This is a genomic window from Bradyrhizobium sp. CCGUVB14, assembly GCF_024199935.1.
Taxonomy (GTDB): Bacteria; Pseudomonadota; Alphaproteobacteria; order Rhizobiales; family Xanthobacteraceae; genus Bradyrhizobium.
Window position 1 is genome coordinate 460,244 of record NZ_JANADS010000001.1, and the last position, 25,237, is coordinate 485,480.

Annotated in this window: 23 protein-coding genes; 11 read left to right on the plus strand and 12 right to left on the minus strand. The window is 65.3% G+C overall.

The features are described from left to right. Positions 1 to 71 precede the first annotated feature (71 nt). From odhB to NLM32_RS02270, 4 genes are read left to right on the plus strand one after another with little or no spacing between them, the layout of a single operon-like run. Positions 72 to 1,313, plus strand: coding sequence for a 2-oxoglutarate dehydrogenase complex dihydrolipoyllysine-residue succinyltransferase (gene odhB, locus NLM32_RS02255; protein WP_254127663.1), 1,242 nt, complete (start codon positions 72 to 74; stop codon positions 1,311 to 1,313). Positions 1,314 to 1,368: 55 nt separating this feature from the next. After that, positions 1,369 to 2,130 (plus strand): SDR family oxidoreductase, encoded by a 762-nt coding sequence (locus NLM32_RS02260; RefSeq protein ID WP_254127664.1) that lies wholly within the window; start codon positions 1,369 to 1,371, stop codon positions 2,128 to 2,130. Between the two features lie 56 nt (positions 2,131 to 2,186). Beyond that, positions 2,187 to 3,587 (plus strand): dihydrolipoyl dehydrogenase, encoded by a 1,401-nt coding sequence (lpdA, locus tag NLM32_RS02265; protein WP_254127665.1) that lies wholly within the window; start codon positions 2,187 to 2,189, stop codon positions 3,585 to 3,587. A gap of 34 nt (positions 3,588 to 3,621) precedes the next feature. After that, positions 3,622 to 4,152, plus strand: coding sequence for a hypothetical protein (locus tag NLM32_RS02270; protein ID WP_254127666.1), 531 nt, complete (start codon positions 3,622 to 3,624; stop codon positions 4,150 to 4,152). 156 nt (positions 4,153 to 4,308) lie between these two features. Here the strand turns inward: NLM32_RS02270 and NLM32_RS02275 are convergent, their stop codons facing one another. Continuing rightward, positions 4,309 to 4,902, minus strand: a complete 594-nt coding sequence (locus NLM32_RS02275; protein ID WP_254127667.1) for a DUF4337 domain-containing protein — start codon at positions 4,900 to 4,902, stop codon at positions 4,309 to 4,311. A gap of 104 nt (positions 4,903 to 5,006) precedes the next feature. Then, the gene (locus NLM32_RS02280; protein ID WP_254127668.1) at positions 5,007 to 5,972 is read right to left on the minus strand and encodes a tyrosine recombinase XerC; all 966 of its coding nucleotides are present in this window, start codon (positions 5,970 to 5,972) and stop codon (positions 5,007 to 5,009) included. A 113-nt stretch (positions 5,973 to 6,085) separates the two neighbouring features. On the opposite strand from NLM32_RS02280, the gene NLM32_RS02285 reads away from it, so the two are divergent. Beyond that, positions 6,086 to 8,296, plus strand: coding sequence for a primosomal protein N' (locus NLM32_RS02285; RefSeq protein WP_254127669.1), 2,211 nt, complete (start codon positions 6,086 to 6,088; stop codon positions 8,294 to 8,296). Positions 8,297 to 8,569: 273 nt separating this feature from the next. On the opposite strand, the gene NLM32_RS02290 is transcribed toward NLM32_RS02285, so the two are convergent. Beyond that, positions 8,570 to 9,061, minus strand: a complete 492-nt coding sequence (locus NLM32_RS02290) for a septal ring lytic transglycosylase RlpA family protein (RefSeq protein WP_254127670.1) — start codon at positions 9,059 to 9,061, stop codon at positions 8,570 to 8,572. Positions 9,062 to 9,718: 657 nt separating this feature from the next. Here NLM32_RS02290 and NLM32_RS02295 point away from each other — a divergent pair. The 6 genes from NLM32_RS02295 to NLM32_RS02320 all read left to right on the plus strand — a co-directional run bounded on the left by NLM32_RS02295 (position 9,719) and on the right by NLM32_RS02320 (position 16,658). Then, positions 9,719 to 10,279 carry a F0F1 ATP synthase subunit delta gene (locus NLM32_RS02295; RefSeq protein ID WP_254127671.1) on the plus strand — a complete coding sequence of 187 codons (561 nt, stop codon included), beginning with the start codon at positions 9,719 to 9,721 and terminating at the stop codon, positions 10,277 to 10,279. Beyond that, a complete protein-coding gene (gene atpA, locus NLM32_RS02300; RefSeq protein WP_254127672.1) occupies positions 10,279 to 11,808 on the plus strand; it encodes a F0F1 ATP synthase subunit alpha in 1,530 nt (509 codons plus the stop codon). The genes NLM32_RS02295 and atpA overlap by 1 nt, the downstream gene beginning before the upstream one ends. Positions 11,809 to 11,954: 146 nt before the next feature. After that, entirely contained in the window at positions 11,955 to 12,827 is an 873-nt protein-coding gene (locus NLM32_RS02305) for a F0F1 ATP synthase subunit gamma (protein ID WP_254127673.1), read from the plus strand. An 86-nt stretch (positions 12,828 to 12,913) separates the two neighbouring features. Continuing rightward, positions 12,914 to 14,347, plus strand: a complete 1,434-nt coding sequence (gene atpD / locus NLM32_RS02310) for a F0F1 ATP synthase subunit beta (RefSeq protein ID WP_254127674.1) — start codon at positions 12,914 to 12,916, stop codon at positions 14,345 to 14,347. An 89-nt stretch (positions 14,348 to 14,436) separates the two neighbouring features. Continuing rightward, on the plus strand, positions 14,437 to 14,844 hold the full coding sequence (locus NLM32_RS02315; RefSeq protein ID WP_254127675.1) for a F0F1 ATP synthase subunit epsilon: 408 nt from the start codon (positions 14,437 to 14,439) through the stop codon (positions 14,842 to 14,844). 146 nt (positions 14,845 to 14,990) lie between these two features. Beyond that, entirely contained in the window at positions 14,991 to 16,658 is a 1,668-nt protein-coding gene (locus NLM32_RS02320) for an adenylate/guanylate cyclase domain-containing protein (RefSeq protein WP_254127676.1), read from the plus strand. A 91-nt stretch (positions 16,659 to 16,749) separates the two neighbouring features. Here the strand turns inward: NLM32_RS02320 and NLM32_RS02325 are convergent, their stop codons facing one another. The 9 genes from NLM32_RS02325 to NLM32_RS02365 all read right to left on the minus strand — a co-directional run bounded on the left by NLM32_RS02325 (position 16,750) and on the right by NLM32_RS02365 (position 25,112). Next, positions 16,750 to 17,250, minus strand: coding sequence for an RNA pyrophosphohydrolase (locus NLM32_RS02325; RefSeq protein ID WP_254127677.1), 501 nt, complete (start codon positions 17,248 to 17,250; stop codon positions 16,750 to 16,752). 63 nt (positions 17,251 to 17,313) lie between these two features. Continuing rightward, entirely contained in the window at positions 17,314 to 17,820 is a 507-nt protein-coding gene (locus NLM32_RS02330; protein ID WP_254127678.1) for an RNA pyrophosphohydrolase, read from the minus strand. A 65-nt stretch (positions 17,821 to 17,885) separates the two neighbouring features. Then, the gene (locus NLM32_RS02335) at positions 17,886 to 19,109 is read right to left on the minus strand and encodes a divergent polysaccharide deacetylase family protein (RefSeq protein ID WP_254127679.1); all 1,224 of its coding nucleotides are present in this window, start codon (positions 19,107 to 19,109) and stop codon (positions 17,886 to 17,888) included. A 156-nt stretch (positions 19,110 to 19,265) separates the two neighbouring features. Next, on the minus strand, positions 19,266 to 20,624 hold the full coding sequence (locus NLM32_RS02340; RefSeq protein ID WP_254127680.1) for a S41 family peptidase: 1,359 nt from the start codon (positions 20,622 to 20,624) through the stop codon (positions 19,266 to 19,268). Beyond that, the gene (locus NLM32_RS02345) at positions 20,621 to 21,973 is read right to left on the minus strand and encodes a murein hydrolase activator EnvC (protein ID WP_254127681.1); all 1,353 of its coding nucleotides are present in this window, start codon (positions 21,971 to 21,973) and stop codon (positions 20,621 to 20,623) included. Before NLM32_RS02345 ends, NLM32_RS02340 begins: the two co-directional genes overlap by 4 nt. A gap of 31 nt (positions 21,974 to 22,004) precedes the next feature. Then, complete coding sequence (gene rlmH / locus NLM32_RS02350) at positions 22,005 to 22,487, minus strand: 23S rRNA (pseudouridine(1915)-N(3))-methyltransferase RlmH (RefSeq protein ID WP_254127682.1); 483 nt, start codon at positions 22,485 to 22,487, stop codon at positions 22,005 to 22,007. A gap of 105 nt (positions 22,488 to 22,592) precedes the next feature. Continuing rightward, complete coding sequence (gene rsfS / locus NLM32_RS02355; RefSeq protein WP_254127683.1) at positions 22,593 to 22,949, minus strand: ribosome silencing factor; 357 nt, start codon at positions 22,947 to 22,949, stop codon at positions 22,593 to 22,595. Positions 22,950 to 23,148: 199 nt separating this feature from the next. Next, the gene (locus NLM32_RS02360; protein WP_254127684.1) at positions 23,149 to 23,793 is read right to left on the minus strand and encodes a nicotinate-nucleotide adenylyltransferase; all 645 of its coding nucleotides are present in this window, start codon (positions 23,791 to 23,793) and stop codon (positions 23,149 to 23,151) included. A gap of 23 nt (positions 23,794 to 23,816) precedes the next feature. Beyond that, positions 23,817 to 25,112, minus strand: coding sequence for a glutamate-5-semialdehyde dehydrogenase (locus NLM32_RS02365; RefSeq protein WP_254127685.1), 1,296 nt, complete (start codon positions 25,110 to 25,112; stop codon positions 23,817 to 23,819). Positions 25,113 to 25,237 lie beyond the last annotated feature (125 nt).

Here is a 25,237-nt window from a genome sequence, read left to right on the forward strand (position 1 = left end):
GCTTGCTTTTCGCCGGCCGATGACACCCCCCGAATTCACGACCGCATTGGCGATCCCTTAAGGAAAAGACCATGACTGAAATTCGTGTGCCGACGCTCGGCGAATCCGTCACCGAGGCCACCATCGGCCGCTGGTTCAAGAAGGCCGGCGACGCCGTCGCCGTCGACGAGCCCTTGGTGGAGCTCGAGACCGACAAGGTCACCATCGAAGTCCCGGCGCCGTCCGCGGGCACGCTGAGCGAGATCATCGCTGCTGACGGTACGACTGTTGCAGTCGGCGCGCTGCTCGGACAGATCACCGAAGGTGCCGCCGGCGCAAAGCCCGCCGCCGCGCCCGCCAAGCCCGCTGCTGCTCCGGCTCCCGCTGCTGCTGCCCCCGCGCCGGCTCCGGCCGCGAAGGCCCCGCCGGCCGATGCGCCGCTCGCCCCGTCGGTGCGCAAGCTTTCCGCCGAGACCGGCGTCGATGCCTCGACCGTTCCGGGCTCCGGCAAGGACGGCCGCGTCACCAAGGGCGACATGCTCGCCGCGATCGAGCGTGCGGCGTCCGCGCCGACCCCGGTCAACCAGCCCGCCGCCGCCGTGCAGGTGCGCAGCGCTTCGCCGGCCGATGACGCCGCCCGCGAAGAGCGCGTCAAGATGACCCGCCTGCGCCAGACCATCGCGCGCCGCCTCAAGGACGTGCAGAACACCGCGGCCATGCTGACGACCTTCAACGAGGTCGACATGACCAACGTGATGGCGCTGCGTGCTCACTACAAGGATGCGTTCGAGAAGAAGCACGGCTCGAAGCTCGGCTTCATGGGCTTCTTCACCAAGGCCGTCGTGCAGGCGCTGAAGGACATCCCGGCGGTCAACGCCGAGATCGACGGCACCGACCTGATCTACAAGAACTACTACCACATCGGCGTCGCCGTCGGCACCGACAAGGGTCTCGTCGTGCCGGTCGTGCGCGATTGCGACAACAAGTCGATCGCCGACATCGAGAAGGGCATCGCCGATTTCGGTCGCCGCGCCCGTGACGGCCAGCTCAAGATCGACGAGATGCAGGGTGGCACCTTCACCATCACCAATGGCGGCATCTACGGCTCGCTGATGTCGACCCCGATCCTGAACGCGCCGCAGTCCGGCATCCTCGGCATGCACAAGATCCAGGATCGCCCGATGGTGGTCGGCGGCAAGATCGAGGTTCGCCCGATGATGTATCTGGCGCTGTCCTACGATCACCGCGTGATCGACGGCAAGGAAGCCGTCACCTTCCTGGTTCGCGTCAAGGAGAGCCTGGAAGATCCGGCGCGTCTGGTGCTGGACCTCTGATCGCTGATGCTCTGCGAGCGCCGTCGCTGTTTCGGGTGACGGCGCCTGTCGAACCATGGAGGCGCGCGTGACGGATAAGGTCGTTGTCATCACCGGCGGCAGCCGCGGCATTGGTCGCGCGACCGCGCTTGCGGCGGCCGCGCGCGGCTACCGCGTCGTGGTCGGCTATGCCAGCAACCAGGCGGCCGCAGACGAGGTGGTCGCGCAGATCGAAGCCGGTAACGGCAAGGCGATCGCTGTGAAATGCGACGTCGCCGAAGAAGGCGACATCATCGATCTGTTCAAGCAGGCCGACAAGTTCGGCACGTTGGCCGCGCTTGTCAACAATGGCGGCATTGTCGGCAAGAGCGGGGTGCGCGTCGACGAGATGTCGGCCGAGCGCATCCAGCGCGTGCTGGCGGTCAACGTCACCGGCTCGATCCTCTGCGCACGCGAAGCCGTGAAGCGGATGTCGACCAAGCACGGCGGCAAGGGCGGCGTCATCGTCAATCTGTCATCGGTTGCTGCCAAGCTCGGCGCGCCGAATACCTATGTCGACTACGCGGCGTCCAAGGGCGCGATCGATTCCTTCACCATCGGCCTCGGTTACGAGGTCGCGGCCGAAGGCATTCGCGTCGCGGGCATTCGCCCCGGCCTGATCGACACCGACATCCACGCCTCCGGCGGCGAGCCCGATCGGCACCACCGGCTGGCCCATATGGTGCCGATGAAGCGCGTCGGCACCGCCGAAGAAATCGCCAATGCCATCGTCTGGCTGATGTCGGACGATGCCTCTTACGTCACCTCAGCCATTCTCGATGTGTCCGGCGGTCGCTGACGCGCCGGCGGACGCTGACACATCCTCATCACGCTAAACTTACGGGACTTTCTCTCATGGCTACCTACGATCTCGTCGTCATCGGCACTGGACCTGGCGGTTACGTCTGCGCGGTGCGCGCAAGCCAGCTCGGCATGAAGGTCGCCGTCGTCGAAAAGAACGCCACGCTCGGCGGCACCTGCCTCAACGTCGGCTGCATGCCGTCGAAGGCGCTGCTGCATGCCTCCGAGATGTTCGAGGAAGCGGGGCATTCCTTCGCCAAGATGGGCGTCAGCGTCTCCGCGCCGAAGCTCGATCTGCCGACGATGATGAACTTCAAGCAGCAGGGCATCGACGGCAACGTCAAGGGCGTCGAGTTCCTGATGAAGAAGAACAAGGTCGACGTGCTCAAGGGCACCGGCAAGATCCTGGGCACCGGCAAGGTCGAAGTCTCCGCCGACGGCAAGTCGCAGGTGATCGAGACCAAGAACATCGTCATCGCCACCGGCTCCGACATCGCGCGCCTCAAGGGCATCGAGATCGACGAGAAGCGCATCGTGTCCTCGACCGGCGCGCTGGCGCTGGACAAGGTGCCCGGCAAGCTGCTCATCGTCGGCGCCGGCGTGATCGGCCTCGAGCTCGGCTCGGTGTGGAAGCGTCTCGGTGCCGAAGTCGTCGTGGTCGAATTCCTCGACCGCATCCTGCCCGGCATGGACGGCGAAATTGCAAAACAATTCCAGCGCATCCTCGAGAAGCAGGGCTTTGCGTTCAAGCTCGGCGCCAAGGTCACCGCTGTCGACACCTCGGGCAAGACGCTCAAGGCGACGATCGAGCCCGCCGCCGGCGGTGCCGCCGAGACGCTGGAGGCCGACGTCGTGCTCGTCTGCATCGGCCGTGTGCCGTACACGGATGGCCTCGGTCTGAAGGAAGCCGGCGTCGCGCTCGATCCCCGCGGCCGCGTGCAGATCGATCCGCATTTCGCCACCAGCCTCAAGGGCGTCTACGCCATCGGCGACGTCGTCGCCGGCCCGATGCTCGCGCACAAGGCCGAGGATGAAGGCGTGGCCGTTGCGGAGATCATCGCAGGCCAGGCCGGCCACGTGAACTACGACGTTATCCCAGGCGTCGTGTATACCACTCCGGAAGTGTCCTCCGTCGGCAAGACCGAGGACGAGCTGAAGCAGGCGGGCATCGCCTATACCGTCGGGAAGTTTCCCTTTACCGCCAACGGCCGCTCCAAGGTCAACCAGACCACCGACGGCTTTGTGAAGATTCTCGCAGATGCGAAGACCGATCGCGTGCTCGGCGTGCACATCATCGGCATCGAGGCCGGCGAAATGATCCATGAGGCCTGCGTTCTCATGGAGTTTGGTGGCAGTGCGGAAGATCTCGCCCGCACCTGCCACGCGCATCCGACCCGCTCGGAGGCCGTCAAGGAAGCCGCGCTTGCAGTCGGCAAGCGGGCCATCCATATGTAGGTCCGCGCCCAGGGCTAAATCGGGCGGGAAACACATGCTGCGCCGCCTTCTTCAACCTGTCTGGGTCCTGCTGGCGATCATCTTCCTGATCGAAGCCTGGCTGTGGGACCACCTCGAACCGATCGTCGCGCGGGTTGTCGCACTGATCCCGCTCGCCCGGTTCAAGGCCTGGCTGTCGGAGCGCGTCGACGCACTGTCGCCGGCGATGACGTTGATCGTCTTCGCCGTCCCGATCATCCCGCTGTTTCCGCTCAAGCTGGTCGGCCTGTGGCTGCTCACGCATGAATACTGGACCAGCGCGGTCTTCACGATCCTGTTCGCCAAGATGCTCGGCGTCGGCGTCACCGCCTTCGTGTTCGACGTCACGCGCGACAAGCTGCTGGAGATGCACTGGTTCGAACGACTCTACGAGCTGGTGCTGAAAGTGCGCGCCAAGGCGACCGAGCTGGTCGAGCCGATCAAGCGGCGCATCCGCGAGCTGATCAAGGGCAACGGCGAAGGCTGGTCCTCGCGCACGCTCCGTCTGATCCAGCGCTTCCGCAAGAGCGTGCACGAGGCGCGCTAGCTCTCCTGTGTCGTCCCGGCGAAAGCCGGGACCCATAACCACAGGGAAGAATTTGGCGAAGACTCGTCGTTCGGTACCTCTACCGTCTGCAATCGATAGATCGCGCGGTATGGGTCCCGGCTTTCGCCGGGACGACGGCGGAGTGTAGCCGCCCACTCACCCGTGCAGATGCAACAGATGCGGCGCCCAGGCGCCGAGCACGGTCATGCCAAGGCCAGCGAGCGTCAGCAGGCCGGCGATCCAGGCGAGCGGCAGCATGCCGGTGATGATCGTGGCCGACGCCAGCACGATGCCGATCTGGAAGGCGGCCGACGCCAGCTCGAAGTGATGATATTTCGCGGTCGCCTCGTCGCGCTGATGCTCGGCTTCCTTGGCCTTCTCGGCGAGCTGTTCGGTGCCTTCGCCGGTCTCGGGCTCGGAGCGGTAGCGCGCCGCGGTCTTCTGCCAGTCGTCGATCTGCTTCTGCACCGCGGCCTTCATGGCGTCGTCGGTGGCGGCGCCCAGCGTCAGCTTGCCCTGGTCGGCGGCGGTCTGGACGACGGTGCGGCGGATGCTCTTGGCCTGGAAGAACGCCCAGAGATTGGAGGCCTCGACATTCTTGCTGATGGACTCGGTTTGCGCGCCCTTGCCGAGTGTTTCCGAGATCGCCAGGAACAGCGCCAGAACCGCGATCAGCAGGGCGATCTTCTTGTTCTCGCCGGATGCGTGCTCGGCATGCTCGGCGTGCTCCATGCTTTCGTGTGCGCTCATGAGTCCCCTCCTGTGTCGGTCCGGTAACGATTGACCGAACCGCGCGGCCTGCGCAAGAGGCATGGCGGCGATGACAGCTTGATGTCAGGGTTCAGCGACGCAATTCAGCGTCTTGGATGCGCGCTCGCATAGACTTCCAGCAATCGTTCAGAATCGATGCCGGTATAGATCTGCGTGGTCGAGAGCGAGGAATGGCCGAGCAATTCCTGGATCGCGCGCAAGTCGCCGCCGCGCGAGAGCAGGTGCGTGGCGAAGGAGTGCCGGAGCGCATGCGGCGTGGCGCTGTCGGGTAGCCCGAGCGCGCCGCGCAGCCGCTCCATCGCGAGCTGGATGATGCGCGGGCTCAGCGGACCGCCGCGCGCCCCGACGAAGATCGGCCCGTCCTGCGGCAGCGTATGCGGGCACATCGATACATATTCCTGCACCAGCGCCAGCACGTTCTGCAGCACCGGCACCATGCGCGTCTTGTTGCCCTTGCCGGTGACGACGAGCACGTCGCCTTCGCCTGGCTTCGGCACCTCGCGGCGCTTCAGGCCGAGCGCTTCGGAGATGCGCAGGCCCGATCCATACAGCAGCGCCATCACGGCGGCGTCGCGCACCAGAATCCAGGTCTCGCGATCCTCGCCGGCGCGCTCGTCGGCGTCGGCCAGGCGTTTGGCCGATGCCATCGGCAGCGGCTTCGGCAAGGTTTTTGCGACCTTCGGCGCGCGGATGGCGGAGAGCGCGCCGACCTTGCCCTTGCCCTCGCGCTCCAGGAAGCGGCCGAAGGAGCGCAGGCCCGCAAGCGCGCGCATCAGTGAACGGCCGGCAATGTCGTCGGCGCGCCGCATCGCCATGAAGGCACGGACATCGGTGGCTTCCAGCGACGAAAACCGTTCAAGCGTCACGCGCTCGCCCCAATGGCTGCACAGGAAATCCAGGCACTGCCGCAAGTCCCGGCCATAGGCCTCCAGCGTCTTCGGCGACAGCCGTCGCTCGGCGCCGAGATGCGCCAGCCAGCGCGTCATCTCCTGCGCGATCGAGGGATCGGCGCTGGCGAGCTCGATAAGTGGGGCGGCGGCTTTGCTCATGCGCTCTGGACGGAATGATTCCGCACAGTATATCGCATCACACCAGTTTACTGTTCGCTAAGGCGGCTCCACGGCGCTAGCCTCACTGCCCCCGGGGTTCCGATTCTCTCTCCATGGATCATTCGTCGCGCAGCCAAACCGCCCCCGCCAACGCGACCCGCATGGTCGACGTGCTGGTGCCGGTCGCGCTCGACCAGACCTATTCCTACAAGGTGCCGCGCGGCATGGAGCTGAAGGCCGGCGATCTCGTCGGCGTGCCGCTGGGCGCCCGCGAGGTGCTCGCCGTGGTCTGGGCGGAAAACGCCAATCCCGATCCGCGCCTGCACAACCGCCTCAAGGAGGTCAACGAGAAGCTCGATCTTCCGCCGCTCAAACCCGAACTGCGCGCGGTCGTCGACTGGGTCGCCAATTACACGCTCAGCCCGCGCGGCATGGTGCTGCGCATGTGCCTGCGGATGGGCGAGAATCTCGGCCCCGAGCGCGTGCGCGCCGGCGTGCGCCTGGTTGGCGATCTGCCGCGGCGGCTGACGCCGGCGCGCCAGCGCGTGCTCGAGGTGCTGTCGGACCGGCTGCTGCACGGCAAATCCGAGGCCGCCAGGGAAGCCGGCGTATCGGCCGGCGTGATCGACGGCCTGGTCGACGAAGGCACGCTCACGGTCGAGCCGATGCCGCCGCCGCCACCGCCGCCGCCGCCCGATCCGGAGTTCGGCCGGCCGGATTTTTCGCCGCTGCAGCGTGCCGGCGTCGATGCGATGCGCGCGCTCGCGGCCAACGGCACCTTTCACGTCGCGCTGCTCGACGGCGTCACCGGCTCGGGCAAGACCGAGGTCTATTTCGAGGCGATCGCGGAATCGATCCGTCGCGGCAAGCAGACGCTGATCCTGATGCCGGAGATCGCGCTCACCGGCCAGTTCCTCGACCGTTTCGCGCAACGCTTTGGCGTGCGGCCGATCGAGTGGCACTCCGAGCTGACGCCGCGCACCCGCGCCCGCAATTGGGCCGCGATCTCGGAAGGCACCGCCCCTGTCGTGGTCGGCGCCCGCTCGGCGCTGTTTCTGCCTTACGCCAATCTCGGCCTGATCGTGGTCGATGAGGAGCACGACCAGGCCTACAAGCAGGACGAGGGCGTGCATTACCACGCCCGCGACATGGCCGTGGTGCGCGCGCATATCGCAAAGATCCCGATCGTGCTGGCCTCCGCCACGCCGTCGGTCGAATCCGAGGTGAACGCGCGCAAGAACCGCTATCAGCGCGTCGCGCTGCCGTCGCGCTTCGGCGGCCAGCACATGCCGCATATCGAGGCGATCGACATGCGTCGCGAGCCGCCGGCGCGCGGCCGCTTCATCTCGCCGCGGCTGGCGTCCGAGATCAAAAAAGCGGTCGAGAAGCGCGAGCAGGCACTGCTGTTCCTCAATCGCCGCGGCTACGCGCCGCTGACGCTCTGCCGCGGTTGCGGCCATCGCTTCGCCTGCACCATCTGCGATGCCTGGCTGGTCGATCACCGTTTTCGCCAGCGCCTGGTCTGTCACCATTGCGGCTTCTCGATGCCGCGTCCGCACGCCTGCCCGCATTGCGCGGCGGAGGAATCGCTGGTCGCGGTCGGCCCCGGCGTCGAGCGCCTGCAGGAGGAGGCGGCCGCGCTGTTTCCGGATGCGCGCACCATGGTGCTGTCGAGCGATCTCATCACCTCGATCGAGACGATGCGCAGCGAGCTTGCCGAGATCGCGGAGGGCCGTGTCGACATCATCATCGGCACGCAGCTCGTCGCCAAGGGCCACAATTTTCCGCGGCTCAATCTGGTCGGCGTGGTCGATGCGGATCTCGGTCTGTCCAACGGCGATCCGCGTGCGGCGGAACGCACCTGGCAGCTGCTGAACCAGGTGATCGGGCGTGCGGGGCGCGAGCAGGGCCGCGGCGTCGGCTATCTCCAGACCCATCAGCCCGATCATCCCGTGATGAAGGCGCTGATCGCCTGCGACCGCGAGGCCTTCTACGACAGCGAAATCGATCTGCGCGAGCGCACGCTCTATCCGCCGTTCGGGAGGCTCGCGAGCCTGATCATCTCGGCGGGCGATCGTCCGAGCGCGGAAGGCCTGGGCCGCCGCCTCGTTGCGCTCGCGCCGCGCGACGAGCGCGTGGTGGTGCTCGGCCCCGCCGAAGCCCCGCTCGCCGTCATCAAGGGCCGCTACCGCTTCCGCATCCTGGTGAAGGCGGCGCGGGGGTTCGATCTGTCGGATTATTTGCGGAACTGGCTTGCGGTGTGCCCGAAGCCGAAGGGCAATCAGAAGCTCGAGGTCGACGTCGATCCACAGAGCTTTTTGTAAGGGCCCCACCGCTCTCTCCCCGTCATTGCGAGCGAAGCGAAGCAATCCAGAATCCCTCCACAGAGGCAGTCTGGATTGCTTCGTCGCAAGGGCTTCTCGCAATGACGGGGAGAGAGCGTCCGTAGCCCGGATGGAGCGCAGCGTAATCCGGGACAGGTTGACCCGCGCGCGAAGACCCGGATTTCGCTTCGCTCCATCCGGGCTACGACCAGACAACAAAAAGCCCGCCGTCCCCCAAGACGGCGGGCTTATTTCGCGCAGCTAAACTGCGCCTTACGAGATCACTTCCGCGGTGACGCGGCCGACGCCGGCGCCGGTGAGGCCGATCGCGCGGGCAGCGCCCGTGGAGAGGTCGAGCACGCGGCCGCGCACGAACGGGCCACGGTCATTGATGGTGACGATGACGCTCGAGCCGCCATGGGTGACGCGCAGCTTGGTGCCGAACGGCAGCGAACGGTGCGCCGCGGTCATGGCGTTCTGGTTGAAGCGCGCGCCCGACGCCGTGCGGCTGCCGGACTCGTTGCCGTAATAGGAGGCCATGCCGGAGAAGCTGCGGCCCGTGCCCGACGTCGGCGTCATCGACGCATTGGCGTTGCGCCAATCGGAGGTCGCGTTGGAATCGTTCTCGGCGTGGTGGCGGTGATGATGCGCAGAATAGCGGTGGTGATGCCGGGATTTGGCGGAAGCTTCGGTTGCGGTTCCCCCCACGAGGAGAGTCGCGGCGACGAAAGCGATCGCCGTACGCGGCCGGGTCAAAGACAGCATTTATTGGTCCCTACGCTAGTATTGCCACATATGTGGCTAATGGAGCCCCCATCAGTTTGTGAGCGGTTTGGCGTTTCGATTCCCAATGCGGCGTGAATTGGGCAGTAAACCCGTTCGGAGCCATGCTGAAATATCTTGTGATCTGAATCGATATTCAGCCGAAGTTCCGTAATCTTTCACTTTAATGATTTGTTAACTGATCGATTACTTACGAATACTGTAAAACGAAGTTGTTATGCTTTGCGTTTAGAATTAGGTAAGTATTCCGAGGTCGAGGCCCGGGCGGCTTCGGTCACGCCTCAGCGATCCGTGTTCATGGCCGCTATGCGCTGGAGGCAGGAACCAACGGGCCGGTTGCCGACGTAACGGTCGTGGCAATTCCGTGGCATGGCAGGTTCAGGGCAGCTTCATCGCAGCCAGCAATGGATGATCGCAGCGTGCGACGAACTGGCGAGAAACACCCAAGCCTTTAGGTTGCCGTCATGTTGCACGTGCGCGCCTGCTATGTTAGCAAAGCCGCGATTTTAACGGACCCGGCACGTCCTGTGTCGGCCGAGAATCAAAGTCCCGCTTGAATTCCAAGGGCTTGGATCGCTAGGCGCCGCGTTGTGGCGACGGTTTTTCCCTTGCGAATTTGACAGCTAAAAGAGCGCGTCTGTGGCTGCAGAAGATACGTCCGTTTCAGGTGTGTCCGGCCGTTATGCAACGGCCTTGTTTGAACTGGCCCGCGACCAGAAGGTGGTCGACGAGGTCAAAGCCGATCTCGACAAGTTCGAGGGTCTGCTGAACGAAAGCGCTGATCTCAAGCGCCTCGTCCGCAGTCCGGTTTTCGCGGCTGACGCCCAGTCCAAGGCCCTCTCGGCCGTCCTGGACAAGGCCGGCATTGCCGGCATCTCCGCCAATTTCCTGAAAGTGCTGACCGCCAACCGCCGCCTGTTCGCGGTGGCTGACGTCATCCGCGCCTACCGCGCCCTCGTCGCCAAGTTCAAGGGCGAGGCGACCGCGGACGTCACGGTCGCGGAAGCGCTTTCGGACAAGAATCTCGACGCCCTCAAGGTTGCCCTGAAGTCGGTGACCGGCAAGGACGTCGCGCTCAACGTGAAGATCGATCCCTCGATCATCGGTGGCCTCGTCGTGAAGCTTGGCAGCCGCATGATCGATAGTTCGCTTCGCACCAAACTCAATTCGATCAAGCACGCGATGAAAGAGGCAGGCTGATGGACATCCGCGCCGCGGAAATTTCCGCGATCCTCAAGGACCAGATCAAGAATTTCGGCCAGGAAGCTGAAGTCTCCGAAGTCGGACAGGTGCTGTCCGTCGGCGACGGCATCGCCCGCGTCTATGGTCTGGACAACGTCCAGGCCGGTGAAATGGTCGAGTTCGAGAACGGCACCCGCGGCATGGCGCTGAACCTCGAAACCGACAACGTCGGTGTCGTTATTTTCGGTGCCGACCGCGAGATCAAGGAAGGCCAGACCGTCAAGCGCACCCGCGCCATCGTGGACGCGCCGGTCGGCAAGGGCCTGCTCGGCCGCGTTGTCGACGGTCTCGGCAACCCGATCGACGGCAAGGGCCCGATCCAGGCCGACAAGCGTATGCGCGTCGACGTCAAGGCGCCCGGCATCATTCCGCGCAAGTCGGTGAACGAGCCGATGGCGACCGGCCTCAAGGCGATCGACGCCCTGATCCCGATCGGCCGTGGCCAGCGCGAGCTGATCATCGGCGACCGTCAGACCGGCAAGACCGCGATCGCGCTCGACACCATCCTGAACCAGAAGCCGCTCAACGCGCAGCCCGACGAGAACATCAAGCTGTACTGCGTCTACGTCGCAGTCGGCCAGAAGCGTTCGACGGTTGCCCAGTTCGTGAAGGTGCTGGAAGAGCAGGGCGCGCTCGAATACTCGATCGTCGTTGCCGCCACCGCGTCGGATCCGGCGCCGATGCAGTACATCGCGCCCTTCACCGGCTGCACCATGGGCGAGTACTTCCGCGACAACGGCATGCACGCCGTCATCATCTATGACGATCTGTCCAAGCAGGCCGTCGCCTACCGTCAGATGTCGCTGCTGCTGCGCCGCCCGCCGGGCCGCGAAGCTTATCCCGGCGACGTGTTCTATCTGCACTCCCGCCTGCTCGAGCGCGCGGCGAAGCTGAACAAGGACCAGGGCTCGGGCTCGCTGACGGCGCTGCCGGTCATCGAAACCCAGGCCAACGACGTGTCGGCCTACATTCCGACCAACGTCATCTCGATCACCGACGGTCAGATCTTCCTGGAAACCGACCTGTTCTTCCAGGGCATCCGTCCCGCGGTGAACGTCGGTCTGTCGGTGTCGCGCGTCGGTTCGTCGGCGCAGACCAAGGCCACCAAGAAGGTCGCCGGCAAGATCAAGGGCGAGCTCGCGCAGTACCGCGAAATGGCGGCGTTCGCGCAGTTCGGCTCCGACCTCGACGCCTCGACCCAGCGCCTGCTGAACCGCGGCTCGCGCCTCACCGAGCTCCTGAAGCAGCCGCAGTTCTCGCCGCTGAAGATGGAAGAGCAGGTCTGCGTGATCTGGGCCGGCACCAACGGCTATCTCGATCCGCTCCCGGTCAACAAGGTGCGTGCGTTCGAGGACGGTCTGCTCTCGCTGCTCCGCGGCAAGAACACCGACATCCTCAACTCGATCCGCGACAGCCGCGACCTCTCGGACGACGTGGCTGCCAAGCTGAAGTCGGTGGTCGAAGGCTTCGCCAAGAGCTTCGCTTAAGCAGAGCCTCATGGCCGGATCTTCCGGCCATGATCGCTTCGCGAGAGGCAAAACAATATCAAGCATGCCCGGCGCCCGGCCGGGCATTGCGATAGGGACAGGCTAGCGGTCCGACGCATCAGTCGAACCGCCGGGGTGAACGAAGAATGGCGTCACTTAAAGACATGCGCGTGCGCATCGCCTCCACCAAGGCGACGCAAAAGATCACCAAGGCCATGCAGATGGTCGCGGCCTCGAAGCTGCGCCGTGCGCAGACCGCCGCGGAAGCTGCACGTCCCTATGCCGACAAGATGAGCGCGGTGATCTCCAACATCGCGAGCGCGGCCGCGGGGTCGCCCGGCGCGCCGACGCTGCTGGCCGGCACCGGCCGCGACCAGGTTCACCTGCTGCTGGTCTGCACCGGCGAGCGTGGCCTGTCCGGCGCTTTCAACTCGTCGATCGTGCGTCTCGCCCGCGAGCGCGCGCTGGCCCTGATGAACCAGGGCAAGGAAGTGAAGTTCTTCTGCGTCGGCCGCAAGGGTTACGAGCAGCTTCGCCGCCAGTTCGACAAGCAGATCGTCGAGCATCTCGATTTGCGCAGTGTGCGCCAGATCGGCTTCGTCAACGCCGAGGACATCGCCAAGAAGATCCTGTCGCGTTTCGACAACGGCGAGTTCGACGTCTGCACGCTGTTCTACTCGCGCTTCCGCTCGGTGATCGCGCAGATCCCGACCGCCCAGCAGATCATCCCGCTGGTCGTCGAGGAGGGCGGTGCCGCCAACACGACGTCTTACGAATACGAGCCGGAAGAGGACGAGATTCTCACCCGTCTTCTGCCGCGCAACCTCGCGGTCCAGATCTTCCGCGCGCTGCTCGAGAACAACGCCTCGTTCTACGGCGCTCAGATGAGCGCGATGGACAACGCGACGCGCAACGCCGGCGAAATGATCCGCAAGCAGACGCTGGTCTACAACCGCACGCGTCAGGCGCAGATCACCAAGGAACTGATCGAAATCATCTCGGGCGCCGAAGCCGTCTAGCGAAGACGCATCGGTACCCGTCAAACTCAACATCCCGGTCAACCAGCCGACCGTGGTCTACAAATTCGGATCGAAGGAGACATTCAATGGCAGCCCAGCTCGGTCGCGTCACCCAGGTCATCGGCGCCGTCGTCGACGTGCAGTTCGAAGGCCACCTGCCGGCCATTCTCAACGCGCTCGAGACCAAGAACGGCGGCAACCGCCTGGTGCTCGAAGTCGCCCAGCATCTCGGTGAGTCGACCGTCCGCACCATCTCGATGGACACCACCGAAGGTCTGGTCCGCGGCCAGGAAGTCAGCGACACCGGTTCGCCGATCCGCGTTCCCGTCGGTGAGGGCACGCTCGGCCGCATCATCAACGTCATCGGCGAGCCGATCGACGAAGCCGGTCCGGTCAAGTCGGAAGGCCTGCGCGCGATCCACCAGGAAGCGCCGACCTACACCGACCAGTCGACCGAAGCTGAAATTCTCGTCACCGGCATCAAGGTCGTCGATCTTCTTGCTCCGTATGCGAAGGGTGGCAAGATCGGCCTGTTCGGTGGCGCCGGCGTCGGCAAGACCGTGCTGATTCAGGAGCTGATCAACAACGTCGCGAAGGCGCACGGCGGTTACTCCGTGTTCGCCGGCGTCGGCGAGCGTACCCGCGAGGGCAACGACCTCTATCACGAGTTCATCGAGTCCAAGGTCAACGCCGATCCGCACAATCCGGATCCGAGCGTGAAGTCGAAGTGCGCGCTGGTGTTCGGCCAGATGAACGAGCCCCCGGGCGCCCGCGCCCGCGTCGCGCTCACCGGTCTGACCATCGCGGAAGACTTCCGCGACAAGGGCCAGGACGTGCTGTTCTTCGTCGACAACATCTTCCGCTTCACTCAGGCCGGCTCGGAAGTGTCGGCGCTGCTCGGTCGTATTCCTTCGGCGGTGGGTTATCAGCCGACGCTCGCCACCGACATGGGCGCGCTGCAGGAGCGCATCACCACCACGCAGAAGGGCTCGATCACCTCGGTGCAGGCCATCTACGTTCCGGCCGACGACTTGACCGACCCGGCGCCCGCGACCTCGTTCGCGCACTTGGACGCGACCACCACGCTGTCGCGCTCGATTGCTGAAAAGGGCATCTATCCGGCGGTGGACCCGCTCGACTCGACCTCGCGCATGCTCTCCCCGCTGGTCGTCGGCGAGGAGCACTACGCGGTCGCCCGTCAGGTCCAGCAGGTGCTGCAGCGCTACAAGGCGCTCCAGGACATCATCGCCATTCTCGGCATGGACGAGCTTTCGGAAGAAGACAAGCTGACCGTGGCCCGCGCCCGCAAGGTCGAGCGCTTCATGTCGCAGCCGTTCCACGTCGCCGAAATCTTCACGGGTTCGCCGGGCAAGTTCGTCGACCTCGCCGACACCATCAAGGGCTTCAAGGGCCTGGTGGAAGGCAAGTACGACCACCTGCCGGAAGCCGCCTTCTACATGGTCGGCACCATCGAAGAGGCGGTCGAGAAGGGCAAGAAGCTGGCGGCGGAAGCCGCCTAAGCCGGCGAAGTGCGAATAGGGAGCGGTGAAGAGCCGCTTCCTGTTTCAATCGCCCGCCATTCGCTCCTCACGTTTCGCAAGGCATCTCAATGGCCACCTTCCACTTCGATCTCGTCTCTCCGGAAAAGCTCGCGTTCTCGGGCGAAGTCGACCAGGTCGACATTCCCGGCGTCGAGGGTGACTTCGGCGTGCTGGCAGGTCATGCGCCGGTCGTGGCTGCCATCCGCCCCGGCATCCTCACCGTCACCACCGGTGGCAAGCACGAGAAGATCATCGTGCTCGGCGGCCTTGCCGAAGTCTCGGAAAAGGGCCTCACCGTGCTCGCCGACGTCGCGACCTCGCTGGACGAACTCGACCGCGCCCAGTTCGCCGAGACCATCTCGGAGATGGAAGAAGGGCTGAAGGAGCACGAAGGTAACGAGCTCGATCAGGCCCTCGAGCGGCTCGATCACTACAAGAGCATCCAGCAGCAGCTCAGCTCGACGGCTATGCACTAAGCCCCGGAGCGCGGCTTCGGGGCTCGCGCGAAATTCCTGAATAAGTTCAGCGCTCGTCACGGTTGTGGCGGGCGCTGAACTTTGTTGCACCGCGCCGGAGATAACGGCATTCTGCGCTCGCGGATTTTGTTCCAGGGCATTTGCAGATGAAACGCAAGATCGCAGCGATCTTTGCAGCCGATATTGCCGGCTATTCGAGGTTGGTCGCGGAAGACGAGGAAGAGACGCTGCGGCGTCTGGCGTCCTACCGCGAAGTCATCGACGATTTCATCGCAAAGGCGAACGGTCGCATCTTCAACACCGCAGGTGATGCCGTGCTCGCGGAATTCCCGAGCGCGGTCGACGCGGTGCGCTGCGCGATCGACATTCAGGAGAGCTTGCGGACCCGTAACATGGCCTATCCGCCGAGCCGGCAGATGTCGTTCCGCATCGGCATCACCATCGGCGACGTGGTCGAGCGCGACGGTGATCTGCTCGGCGACGGCGTCAACATCGCGGCCCGGCTCGAGGGGCTGGCGGAGGTCGGCGGCATCTGCGTCTCGCGTGCCGTGCACGAGCAGGTCGCCAACAAGCTGTCGGTGCAGTTCGCCGACATCGGCGCGCAGGAGGTGAAGAACATCCCGACGCCGGTGCACGCCTATATGGTGGCGATGCGGCGCGAGGACGGGACTTACACGACGCCGCAGGTGAAGAAGGTCGCCAAGGCTGCACCCGCGCCGAACTGGATGTGGCCGCTGGTGGTCGGCGTGGTCTCCGTCGTCGCCATCGGCGTCGGCGGCTTCCTCTATTTCACCAAGCTCGAGACCGCCCAGCTGTCGACGACCGCGGCTGCGCCGTCGCCCAGCCCCGTCGCTGCGCCATCCCCGAGCCCCACGCCGACGATGGCCGCGAAGGCGCCGACGCCGTCGCCCGTGCCGACGGCGACACCGACACAAACGGCAGCCGTGACACCGCCACCGGCACCGATGCCGTCACCGCCGGCCGCGTCGGGCGGCAAGATCGCCGTGGACGCGGTGCCGTTCCTCGGCGAGCGCCAGCGTGCCTTCCTCAGCAACGAATATGCCGCCGCCGGCGATTACAAGGCCTTCGCCCTGAACATCGGCGGCTTCAACGGCTCCGCGCTCAATCAGCCGAACGAGGAGGCCGCGCGCAACATGGCGCTCGATCAGTGCCAGAAGCGCGCGGATGCCGCGCAATCGCCGCGGCGCTGCGAGCTCTATGCGGTCGGCAACAAGGTCGTCTACAGCCATGGCAATCCGCCGATGCCGCCGCAGCCCTGGGTGCGGCACGACACCATGACCGAGCGCCCGTTCGCATCGAAGGACTTTCCGATGCTGCGTGATCAGGCCAGGACTCGCGTCGAGAACATCTATGCGCCGGCGGCAAAATCGCGCTCGGTCGCGCTCGGACCGGGCGGGCAATATTTCATGGTGCTGGGGGCGTCGTCGGTCGACGAGACCGCGCGGCGTTCGCTGGAGTCCTGCGGCGCGATCGCGGGCTCGGCCTGCATGATCGTGGCGGTCGACGACAATTTCGTCGTGCCGATCCCGACCCTGCTGAAGCCCAACGGCTTCTTCCACGCCGCGACCAATTCCTCCATCGTGGCCGATGCGCGCGACGATGTCGTGCGCAAGCTCGGCGAGGGCATGGGCTGGAACGCGGTCGCCGTCGGCACCGCGGGCCGTCCCGGCCTCGGCCTGAAGGCCGCCGACGAGCAGACCGCCGTCAACGGCGCACTGGCCGACTGCGTCAAGCACGACAGCGACTGCCACGTCATCGCAATCGGCCCGTTCACGGTCGGGCCGACGAACTGAAAAGGGTGCCGGCTGACACGCCGATGCCCGGCGAAAATCAGTCAATGATTTCAACCCCCGTTCTACTGTGCATGGGGTTGTTTTCGCGCTCCTACCCGGCGAAGGCCGCAAACTCCCGCGCCACCGCGCGGTAGACCTCACGCCGGAACGGCACCACGATGTCGGCGACGCGGTCGAGCCGCTCCCAGCGCCACGCGTCGAACTCCGCGGGCTGGCCGTTGCGCGGCGTCAGCGGATTGATCTCGTCGTCCTTGCCGGTGAAACGCAGCGCGAACCATTTTTGGCGCTGGCCGCGAAACTTCGCCAGCCGATGCGTCTGCGGGCCGTCATAGGGCGGGAATTCGTAAGTGAGCCAGTCGGTCTCGCCGAGATAATCGGCGCTGACGACGCTGGTCTCCTCCCAGAGCTCGCGCATGGCGGCATCGCGCAACACCTCGCCCTCATCGACGCCGCCCTGCGGCATCTGCCAGTCGAGTCCGGGCAGGATGATCTCGGGGCCGTCGCCCTTGAAGCGGTGCCCAATCAGCACGCGGCCGTCGGCGTTGAACAGCGCGATCCCGACATTGGGACGGTAGGGTTTTTCGTTCGTCACGCGGAAGCTCTCGTTGTCAGCCCAGCCGGTGCCTTAGCATCAAAGCCGGGATGACAATTTGATTTAGTCATCGGCGAGCGCGGAAAATTCCTTCACCACGCGCTCGTAGACCGGGCGCTTGAACGGGATGATCAGCCCGGGAAGGTTTTTCATCGGCTCCCAGCGCCAGCTGACGAACTCGGCCTTGTGGCCGCCGCCGCCGGGCTTCTCGACATTGATCTCGCTGTCCTTGCCGGTGAAGCGGACCGCGAACCACTTCTGGCGCTGGCCGCGGTAGCGGCCCTTCCAGGCGCGCCCGGCCACCGTGCGCGGGATGTCGTAGATCAGCCAGTCAGGCACCTCGCCGAGCCGCTCGATCGAGCGCACGCTGGTCTCTTCGTAGAGCTCGCGCTTGGCGGCATCCCAATTGTCCTCGCCGGGATCGACCCCGCCCTGCGGCATCTGCCAGACGTGGCTGTCGTCGACATGCTCGATCCCGCCGGCACGACGGCCGATGAACACCAGCCCCTTCGCATTGATCAGCATCACCCCGACGCAGGTTCGGTAGGGCAGATCCTCGTAACGCGCCATTCCGCCAAACCCCTCGCGTACTGCCGGCTGGGCCGTGGGGGCCCGCGCCGTACCAATTCGTTGATTTAGCTGGATTTTGATTTCAGCATCGCGGTTGTCAATGGCACCAATAGGATACCCCGGTCGCTCAATGTCTTGATCCAGGCGCTGACCCGCTCGATCGAGACGGGGAGTGCGGAGGCGGTACCGACGGCAACGCCGCGTTCCCTCGCCACCGATTCCAGCTTGTTGAGGGCGCGGTCGATCTCGGTCGGGGTCGGCACCGCGTCGAGCGCGATGTCGCCCTTGCCGAACGGTACGGCGAGGCTTCCTGCGGCCTGTGGCGCGATGCTGCGTGGCGAGGAGCCGTCGTCGAAGAAGCCGAGCCCGCGCTTGGACGCCTCGCGGATGATCGGCTGCATCGCCGCATCCGTCGCCACGAAGCGCGCGCCCATGAAATTGGTGATGCCGGCATAGCCCTGGATCCGGCTCAGGTGCCAGTACAGGCGGTCGGTGTTCTGGTCGGCGGTGAGCGAGGTCAGGAGCGTCTGCGGACCGGGATCATTGTCGGGGAAGTCGTAGGGCTCCATCGGGATCTGCAGGAAGATCTCGTGGCGCTGGGCGCGGGCGCGCTCGGCGAGCTTGCCGGGGTCGGCGCCGTAGGGCGTGAAGGCCAGCGTCACCGCGCCCGGCAGCTTCATGATCGCATCGGTGGTCTTTGCGGCGCCGACGCCGAGGCCGCCGATCACGATCGCCACCACGGGCATTTTCGCGGCCTTGGCGCGGTCGGCCTCCGCTGCGTAGACGTTGAACGGCTTGAGATCGCCCGAGATCGCGGGGATCATGCCGTAGCGGGATTTCTCCAGCAGCTTTGGATCGATCCCGGCCATGACGGCGGGTGCTGCGGACGCCGCCTCGCCTTTATCGGCGCCGTCGCCTGCGCCGATCACCACGTCGTGGCGCGCGCCGGTCGAGCCGTCGATCATGGTGACGGTCTTTTGCTCGCCGGAAGCCGCTTCCTTCGGCGCTTCCTTGGTCGCGTGCTTGCTGTCCTGACCATGACCGGCCGCAACTGCCTCGGCGGCGGGCTTCTCGTCAGTGCCCTTGGAATCGCGGATCGCGATCCGCGTCATCGGCTCGCCGCCAAGCGGGTCCTTGTTGAAGATGGCGAAGCCGGCAAAGGCGACCAGGAACAGGCCGAGCATCACGGCCAGCGCCTGCATGGCCGTGAACGGCAGCCGCAGCCGCTGTTTCCGGCGCGGCTTGTCCTGTCCGAGCGGGGCGCTCAGATCATCGGCCGTTTCAGTCATGCGAGATCCCGAATCACTCCACCGACGATACCACGCCGAGGTCAAGCGGCGGCAGGCCGGGATAGGCCGGGGATGCCAGGAGTCCCAACATGAGCTCCCAAGCAAAAAGGGCGGCTCCGGGAGCCGCCCTTTTCGGTAGATGACTGTGCTTGCGACTTAGTTCGCGGCCTTGGGCTTGTCGGCGGCCGCCTTGTCGGTGGTGCCGGGCGCGGGCGCCGCGGAGGCGCTGTTCTTGATGCCGTGGAGCAGATCGTCGGCGAGCTTGAGCGCCTTGTCGTCCTTGGCATCCGGCGGGACGTAGGACTGCGAGCCGGTCTTCTCGTCGCCGTCGTTCTTGAGATGGCCGCGCAGCGAAGCCTCGCCCTTGGTGTCGGTCCGCGACTTCAGTTCGTCCGGCACGTCCTGCAGCACTTCGATGTCGGGCACGATGCCCTTGGCCTGGATCGACTTGCCCGACGGCGTGTAGTAGCGCGCCGTGGTGAGGCGCAGCGCGCCGTTGCCCGAGCCGAGCGGGATGATGGTCTGCACCGAGCCCTTGCCGAACGAGCGCGTGCCGACGATGGTCGCACGCTTGTGGTCCTGCAGCGCGCCGGCGACGATTTCCGACGCCGAGGCCGAGCCGCCGTTGACGAGCACGATGACCGGCTTGCCCTTGGTGAGGTCGCCCGCATGCGCGGTGCGGCGCTGGGTTTCCTCGGCGTTGCGGCCGCGGGTCGACACGATCTCGCCCTTCTCCAGGAACGAGTCGGAGACGGTGACGGCCTCCTCGAGCAGGCCGCCCGGATTGTTGCGGAGGTCGATGATGTAGCCCTTGAGCTTGTCGCCGATCTGGGTCGAGAGGTTGGCGACCTCCTTCTTCAGGCCTTCGGTGGTCTGCTCGTTGAAGGTGGTGATGCGGATATAGGCGATGTCGTCGGCCTCGACGCGCGCGCGCACCGAACGGACTCGGATGTTGTCGCGCACCAGCGTGACGTCGATCGGATTGTCCTGGCCCTTGCGGATGATCTTGAGCTTGATCTTGGTGTTGACGGGGCCGCGCATCTTCTCGACCGCCTGGTTCAGGGTCAGGCCCTGCACCGCTTCATCGTCGAGATTGGTGATGATGTCGTTGGCCATGACGCCGGCGCGCGAGGCGGGCGTATCGTCGATCGGAGAGACCACCTTGATCAGGCCGTCTTCCATGGTGACCTCGATGCCGAGGCCGCCGAACTCGCCGCGGGTCTGCACCTGCATGTCGCGGAAGCTCTTGGCGTCCATGTAGCTCGAATGCGGATCGAGGCCGGTGAGCATGCCGCTGATGGCGGATTCGATCAGCTTGGTGTCGTCGGGCTTCTCGACATAGTCGGAGCGCACGCGCTCGAACACGTCGCCGAACAGGTTGAGCTGGCGATAGGTGTCAGCGGTCGCAGCTCGCGCGCTGGAGCCCATGAACACCGCACGCGGCTGGGTCACGAACAGCGTCAGCGCCGCACCGGTCGCAGCGCTGAGGAGGATAACTGAAGTCTTGCGCATCATCCGCGAACCTTCTCGCCTTCATTTGCGGCCCACCATGGGCCTGGATCGATTGGAGTGCCGTCTTTGCGGAACTCGACATACAACACAGGTTGACTCGCGTTGGTGGCGAGAATGGAGGCGACTTGAGAGGTCGACCCCATGGTCGCGACCGGCTCCCCCGTGAGCACAAACTGTCCGATGTTTACCGAAATGCGCTCCATCCCGGCGATCAGGACATGATACCCGCCCCCGGCGTTGAGGATCAAGAGTTGTCCATAGCTGCGGAACGGGCCGGCATAGACCACCCAGCCGTCGCACGGCGTTGTGACCTGCGAACCGGGCTTGGTTGCCAGCGAAATGCCCTTCTGGACCCCGCCGACCCCGTCGGAACCGCCAAAGTCCCTGATCTTGTTACCGTTAACCGGCAACGGCAGGAGCCCCTTGGCCGAGGCGAACAGGATGGCCGGGCTGGTCCGGGAACGGTCCTTGAACACGGCGGGGCCGGGTTTGGCGTTGGCGGCCGCGGCTGCCTTGGCCTCGGCCTGCTTTGCAGCCTCGGCCGCCTTCTCGGCCGCCTTGGCCGCGCTTTGCAGGTCCTGCTCCATCTTGGCGATCAGCCCCTGGAGATCGCCGACCTGCTTTGACAGCGTGATGGCGCGCGAATTCTCGGCGTCGAGGTCCTTTTCGCGCGAGGACTGCTGGCGCTGCCGTTCGTCGACGAGCGCGGTGAGCCGGGTCTGTTCGCTGCGGACCTTGTCGCGATCGGAGGCGAGCTGGTCGCGCTCGGCGGCGATGCTCTTGCGCAAGCTCACGAGCTCGCCGAGCTCACCGGCAATCTTCTCGGCGCGGCCGCGCAATTCCGGCACGACGGCGCCAAGCAGCATCGCGGTGCGCAGCGATTGCAGCGCATCTTCGGGCCGCACCAGCAGCGCCGGCGGGGTGCGCCGGCCGGCGCGCTGCAGCGCCGCCAGCACCTCGACGATGTCGGCGCGGCGCGAATCGAGCGAGGCGCGCGCCTGCTGCTCGCGGCCGTTGAGTGTGCGCAGCCGCGTCTCGGCCTCGTCGATCTTGGTCTCGACGGTGCGGACGTTGGCGGCAGTGTCGATCAATTGCTGATTGAGCTGGGTGCGGTCCTGGCCGAGCGAGGTGATCTCGGCCTTCAGCTTGGCCTGCGCCTCCTCCGCGCTTTTCTTGCTCGCGCGCGCGGCTTCCAGCTCCTGCTCGCGCTGCTTGATGGCGTCGGGCGAGATGGCTGCGGTCTGTGGCGCCGGTGCCGCCGTCTGAGCTTGCGCGAGGCTTGCGTAACCTTGCGCGAAGCTTGCGCCCGAGACGCTCGCGATCAGCAGCAGGTTGAGGACAGGCGCGCGCATCGTGTCGGCAAAGTGCTCGTTGTGGCGCGAATCACGCGCGATGGTAGGGGTGGCCGGCCAGAATGGTGGCGGCCCGATACAGCTGTTCCAGAAGCATGACGCGGACCATTTGGTGCGGCCAGGTCGCAGAGCCGAACGCGATCGCGAGCTTGGCCTTACGGCGCAATTCGGGCGAAAGTCCGTCCGCCCCTCCGATCACGAAGATAGTATGACCGGCGCCCTCGTCGCGCCAGCGCCCGAGATTCCGTGCGAATACGGTGGAATCGAGATTTTGCCCGCGCTCGTCCATCGCCACCAGAATCGATTTTTCGGGAATATGCGCGGCGATCGCCGCGGCCTCCTCGGCCATCCGTGTGGCAGTGTCGCGCGCGCGGCTCTCGGGGATTTCGTGGATGGTGGGTTCGCGGAATCCGAGCTTGCGGCCGGCCTCGTCGAACCGCTCGAAATACCGGTCGGCAAGCTCCCGTTCCGGCCCTTGCTTCAGCCGGCCCACCGCAATGACGGCAACACGCATGATGTTTTAGGGTCGCGTTTCCAGATCGCGCGCAATCCGCGCGCGCACGACGCTAGCATGCGCGTCGGCCGATTCGAAATCGGCCAGTCGCCTCTCGGACCGCGCCTAGATCGCCTTCGCCGCCCCTGGGCCCTGCGTGTACAATCTCTCGAGATTGTAGAACTCGCGGACCTCGGGTCTGAACACGTGCACGATCACATCGCCGGAATCGATCAGCACCCAGTCGCAGTTGGGCAAGCCCTCGACATGGATGTTCTTGATGCCGGTTTCCTTGAGGCCTTTCGCGACGTTCTCCGCGATCGCGCCAACGTGCCGGTTCACACGGCCCGTGGTGACGATCATGTAGTCGGAGTATGCCGATTTGCCGCGAAGGTCGATGGTGACCGTCTCTTCCGCCTTCATATCCTCGAGGCGGGAGAGGATCAGGCTCAGCGTCTTGTCGGCGTCGGGTTGCGCCTTCAAGGCCGCAGCTTTGGTCGATGTTTTACGCGTCGGTTTCGTAGCCTTGGGTAAAACAGACTTGGACAATACAGACGTGGCCAGGGACCATTCCTTTCACTGTATCGCGAGGGCCGAATCCGTCCCTCACCGGTTACACTACATCATGTGGGGTTAAGGGTTTCAATATGCCAGAGAGCCCGTAGTCCCCCACAACTCTGTCTCACTTCGTACCTTTCCAGCTCCCGTCCGGGTTCCGTAAGCCCGTCGAGGACAGGTTGAGCTTCAAACCGGTCAGGAAGACCCAGGCCGGTGCCCGCTGATCCGCAAGCAATGCTGCCTTATTCTCGGGGAGGCGATAGCGCGCAAGCGCCTGGGCAGCGGGTGAGGCAAGGGCGCGAAAACTCTGCGGCGGGCGATCGATGACCGCCATCGGCACCTGGTCGGCGATGCGCCGCCAGTGCTGCCAACGATGGAATTGAGCGAGGTTGTCGGCGCCCATAATCCAGACAAAGCGCAGGCCACTGAGACGGCGGCGCAAGGTGTTGATCGTGTCGATAGTATAGCGGGTACGAATGACGGATTCGAGACAGCTCACCTCGATCCTGGAATCGTTGGCGACGTCGCGCGCCGCCTGCATGCGTGCGCCGAGCTCGTGCAGCGTGCCGTTCTCCTTCAGCGGATTGCCCGGCGTCACCAGCCACCACACACGATCGAGTTGAAGGCGCTTCAGCGCGAACTGGCTGATCGCGCGATGGGCCTGGTGCGGCGGATTGAACGAGCCGCCGAGCAAGCCGATACGCATGCCTTCCGTGTAGGGCGGTATGGCCTGCGCGAAGAAACGTGGCGCGACGAAATTGTTACTCAATGCCCCACGCCTCGCGCCATGCCTTACGGCCGCGTCTGCCCTGTGCCGTGAACGCGATACTTGAAGCTGGTCAGCTGCTCGGCCCCCACGGGACCGCGCGCATGGAAGCGGCCGGTGGCGATGCCGATCTCGGCGCCGAAGCCGAACTCGCCGCCATCGGCGAACTGCGTCGAGGCGTTGTGCAGCACGATCGCGGAATCGACTTCGCTGAGGAATTTCTTCGCAGCCAATTCATTCTCGCTCACGATCGCATCGGTGTGATGCGAGCCGTGATCCTGGATGTGCGCGATCGCGCCGTCGACGCCGTCGACCACCTTTGCCGCGATGATCGCGTCGAGATATTCGGTGTCCCAATCGTCTTCGCTGGCAGGTTTTACGCGCGCATTCGTCGCTTGCACTGTTTCATCGCCGCGCACCTCGCAGCCGGCCTCGATCAGCATCTCGACCAGCGGCTTCAGATTTTTGTCGGCAGCGGCGCGATCGACCAGCAACGTTTCGGCCGCGCCGCAGACGCCGGTGCGGCGCATTTTTGCGTTGAGCACGATCGACTTCGCCATGGCGAGATCGGCGCTGCCATCGATGTAGACGTGATTGACGCCTTCGAGATGCGCGAACACCGGCACGCGCGCTTCCTGCTCGACGCGCGCGACGAGGCTCTTGCCGCCGCGCGGCACGATCACGTCGACGGCGCCGTTGAGGCCGGACAGCATCATGCCGACCGCCGCGCGGTCGCGCGTCGGCACCAGCGTGATCGCGGCTTCGGGCAGGCCGGCTTCGCGCAGGCCCTGCACCAGGCATTCATGGATGGCACGGCACGAGCGGAAACTGTCGGAGCCGCCGCGCAGGATCACGGCATTGCCGGACTTCAAGCACAGCACGCCGGCATCCGCCGCAACATTGGGCCGGCTCTCGAAGATCACGCCGACGACGCCGAGCGGCACGCGGACGCGCTCGATGGTCATGCCGTTCGGCCGCTGCCAGCTCTCGGTCACGATGCCGACGGGATCGGCGATGCCGCGCACGACGGCGATGCCTGCGGCCATGCCTTCGACACGCGAAGGCGTCAGCGTCAGGCGGTCGATGAAGGACGAGGTGGCATTGCCGGAGGCGCGAGCCTCCGCGACGTCCTCGGCATTGGCGGCGAGGATCGCTGCAGCATTGCTGCGGATCGCACGCTCCATGGCTTCCAGCGCCCGGTTCTTCTGCTCCGGCGGCGCCAGCGCCAGCACGCGCGCGGCGGCGCGGGCACGGGTGGCGAGATCGGACATCAGCGCCTGAAGATCGGCATTGCCGTCAACGGCTTTGAGAGGGGCGGCCATGGGGAGTTCAACCTTCTGCTAAGGCAGTGTCCTAGCACGGAAATCCCGCTTTTGCGAAGGGCGGGGAGGGTATGGCTGGTACCCCCGGTTGCGCCATCGGGTCGGCCAATGGCCGGGTTGCGCGG

Excerpts from the sequence above, each read along its gene's own strand:
- odhB (WP_254127663.1), top strand. The coding sequence starts at position 72 with ATGACTGAAATTCGTGTGCCGACGCTCGGCGAATCCGTCACCGAGGCC.
- NLM32_RS02260 (WP_254127664.1), top strand. The coding sequence starts at position 1,369 with ATGGAGGCGCGCGTGACGGATAAGGTCGTTGTCATCACCGGCGGCAGC.
- lpdA (WP_254127665.1), top strand. The coding sequence starts at position 2,187 with ATGGCTACCTACGATCTCGTCGTCATCGGCACTGGACCTGGCGGTTAC.
- NLM32_RS02270 (WP_254127666.1), top strand. The coding sequence starts at position 3,622 with ATGCTGCGCCGCCTTCTTCAACCTGTCTGGGTCCTGCTGGCGATCATC.
- NLM32_RS02275 (WP_254127667.1), bottom strand. The coding sequence starts at position 4,902 with ATGAGCGCACACGAAAGCATGGAGCACGCCGAGCATGCCGAGCACGCA.
- NLM32_RS02280 (WP_254127668.1), bottom strand. The coding sequence starts at position 5,972 with ATGAGCAAAGCCGCCGCCCCACTTATCGAGCTCGCCAGCGCCGATCCC.
- NLM32_RS02285 (WP_254127669.1), top strand. The coding sequence starts at position 6,086 with ATGGATCATTCGTCGCGCAGCCAAACCGCCCCCGCCAACGCGACCCGC.
- NLM32_RS02290 (WP_254127670.1), bottom strand. The coding sequence starts at position 9,061 with ATGCTGTCTTTGACCCGGCCGCGTACGGCGATCGCTTTCGTCGCCGCG.
- atpA (WP_254127672.1), top strand. The coding sequence starts at position 10,279 with ATGGACATCCGCGCCGCGGAAATTTCCGCGATCCTCAAGGACCAGATC.
- NLM32_RS02305 (WP_254127673.1), top strand. The coding sequence starts at position 11,955 with ATGGCGTCACTTAAAGACATGCGCGTGCGCATCGCCTCCACCAAGGCG.
- atpD (WP_254127674.1), top strand. The coding sequence starts at position 12,914 with ATGGCAGCCCAGCTCGGTCGCGTCACCCAGGTCATCGGCGCCGTCGTC.
- NLM32_RS02315 (WP_254127675.1), top strand. The coding sequence starts at position 14,437 with ATGGCCACCTTCCACTTCGATCTCGTCTCTCCGGAAAAGCTCGCGTTC.
- NLM32_RS02320 (WP_254127676.1), top strand. The coding sequence starts at position 14,991 with ATGAAACGCAAGATCGCAGCGATCTTTGCAGCCGATATTGCCGGCTAT.
- NLM32_RS02330 (WP_254127678.1), bottom strand. The coding sequence starts at position 17,820 with ATGGCGCGTTACGAGGATCTGCCCTACCGAACCTGCGTCGGGGTGATG.
- NLM32_RS02335 (WP_254127679.1), bottom strand. The coding sequence starts at position 19,109 with ATGACTGAAACGGCCGATGATCTGAGCGCCCCGCTCGGACAGGACAAG.
- NLM32_RS02340 (WP_254127680.1), bottom strand. The coding sequence starts at position 20,624 with ATGATGCGCAAGACTTCAGTTATCCTCCTCAGCGCTGCGACCGGTGCG.
- NLM32_RS02345 (WP_254127681.1), bottom strand. The coding sequence starts at position 21,973 with ATGCGCGCGCCTGTCCTCAACCTGCTGCTGATCGCGAGCGTCTCGGGC.
- rlmH (WP_254127682.1), bottom strand. The coding sequence starts at position 22,487 with ATGCGTGTTGCCGTCATTGCGGTGGGCCGGCTGAAGCAAGGGCCGGAA.
- NLM32_RS02365 (WP_254127685.1), bottom strand. The coding sequence starts at position 25,112 with ATGGCCGCCCCTCTCAAAGCCGTTGACGGCAATGCCGATCTTCAGGCG.